Raw genomic sequence first — 1,663 nt, 5'->3', positions numbered from 1 at the left:
CTCTGATGGACCTACCATCATCTTATTTACAGCATTCAACCGTTTTATTGCCTTGGTTGATTCTTGGCACACTATGGCTCGTTGCGGGAAATCAGCTATGATTTTCCGCTGTGACCGAAAGATAGCAAATCGCAATGAATTCCGATTAGGAATTCAGCCGCAATGAGCTATACACGGTGTTGTAAGGCGTTTTTTAATTGTTTTTTTACTAATTCAAACTCATTCTTATGCGAAAATATAAACCTTTCGGAATATGCGATTTGAAGCGAATTTATGTTTTCCACATTTTCAGGTTCACAGGTCAAATTCGGAATGTATTTTTTATTATATCCACTATTTTTAAATAATTTTTCACAAAATAAACAAAGAGTGAGTGAAGGTGAAAGCGGTAAATAAATTTCAATTCCGAAACTTTCTAATCCTAAAGTTCCTCTAATTTCGCTTGTATCTGTCGTGTTTTGTAATGTAACTGGATTGTCAGAGATTAGAAATGAATTATTACTTTCACTTAACATCCATACTTTATTCATCAAAATTTCATAAAAACTTGTAGATTTTTCTAGCATTGAAAACCAAATTTTTTTATAGTCAATGTTTGGAATCTCAATATTTGCTTTATCTTTTAATTGTTTAGATAAAGTTTCCATAGAAGTTTCTGTTTGAAGAAGTTGTCCTTTTGTTCTTAAATTTTGAAGGATAATAAAAAAGGATAATGTCCTTCTTTCTTCTTCTGATAAATCTATTATATTTTTCGTTTTTATTATTTTTTCAATAATTGGTGCAGATTCATTTTCGGCTTGTTGTAAGGCATATTCATAACTTCCAATTTTACTATTTTTAAATTGGTCGTAAAAATATTCTTCGCTTGCTACTTTTTTTATTGGTCGTTCTTTGATTTGGTTCTGAACACTATACTTTTCGTTTTTGTCATATGCCCAAATGAATTTATTTCCTCGACTTGAGAAGTTTTTCAATAAAAATTGAGGAACGTAATGTTGATTTTTTACGTGATTATTCATTGGTCTTGGTAAATGACTTACAACGGTCTTGGCTATGATTTCGTTACGGAAAAATGGGCGACCATTTTTCCGACGTTGACCGAAAGATAGCAAAAATGCTTGGAATTTCCGCGAGGAAATTCCGCCGTAATGAATTATAGCCGTTGTTGGGTTTTAGTGCTTTTTTGTCCGTTTATAATTTTGTTCCGAAATTTTGGTTTTCCGTTGATTTATTTTTTCCGAGTTTGAGTAGGTTTCGTTGTTTTTCAATTCCGCAAACCTGCTCAAATTCCGATTGTGTTTTTGTTCGGCAGAGTGGAAGTCAGGCGTTTTTTTGCGTTCTGTTCCGTTTTCCGTTTTTCCCACATTCTTGTCAAATTCCGCACAGCAATTCGGTCAGCGTTCGAGTGAGCAATTCCGCTGTTTTTTTCATTCCACGTTTGAGTGGTGGTTCCACAAAATTTTGAAATTCGGCACGATAGTTTTCCTGAACTATCTACCTTAAAATTCTAAAAAAAATCCGAAAATCAAACCAGGCTTTTTTCAGTTGCACAAACTTGCTCCAGCATTAAACCCAACGTGTTTGTAATCGAGTAGACAAAGGGAATTTCACCCTAAGCCTCTCACAGAACCGTGCTTGAAAGTCTCCCCTCACACGGCTCTTG

General features: G+C 34.3%; 1 protein-coding gene. It reads right to left on the bottom strand.

Translation table 11 applies throughout. From position 1 onward, the window contains the following. Positions 1–167 precede the first annotated feature (167 nt). Positions 168–1,019: a DUF4238 domain-containing protein gene (locus ACH2AZ_RS12385; protein ID WP_394908091.1), complete on the bottom strand. Its 852-nt coding sequence runs from the start codon at positions 1,017–1,019 to the stop codon at positions 168–170. Between the last annotated feature and the right edge of the window lie 644 nt (positions 1,020–1,663).

This window comes from uncultured Mesonia sp. (assembly GCA_947499595.1).
Lineage (GTDB): Bacteria > Bacteroidota > Bacteroidia > Flavobacteriales > Flavobacteriaceae > Mesonia > Mesonia sediminis.
The sequence above is the reverse complement of the archived record's forward strand: the minus strand, read 5'-3'. Positions and strand labels throughout refer to the sequence as shown.

Excerpts from the sequence above, each read along its gene's own strand:
- ACH2AZ_RS12385 (WP_394908091.1), bottom strand. The coding sequence starts at position 1,019 with ATGAATAATCACGTAAAAAATCAACATTACGTTCCTCAATTTTTATTG.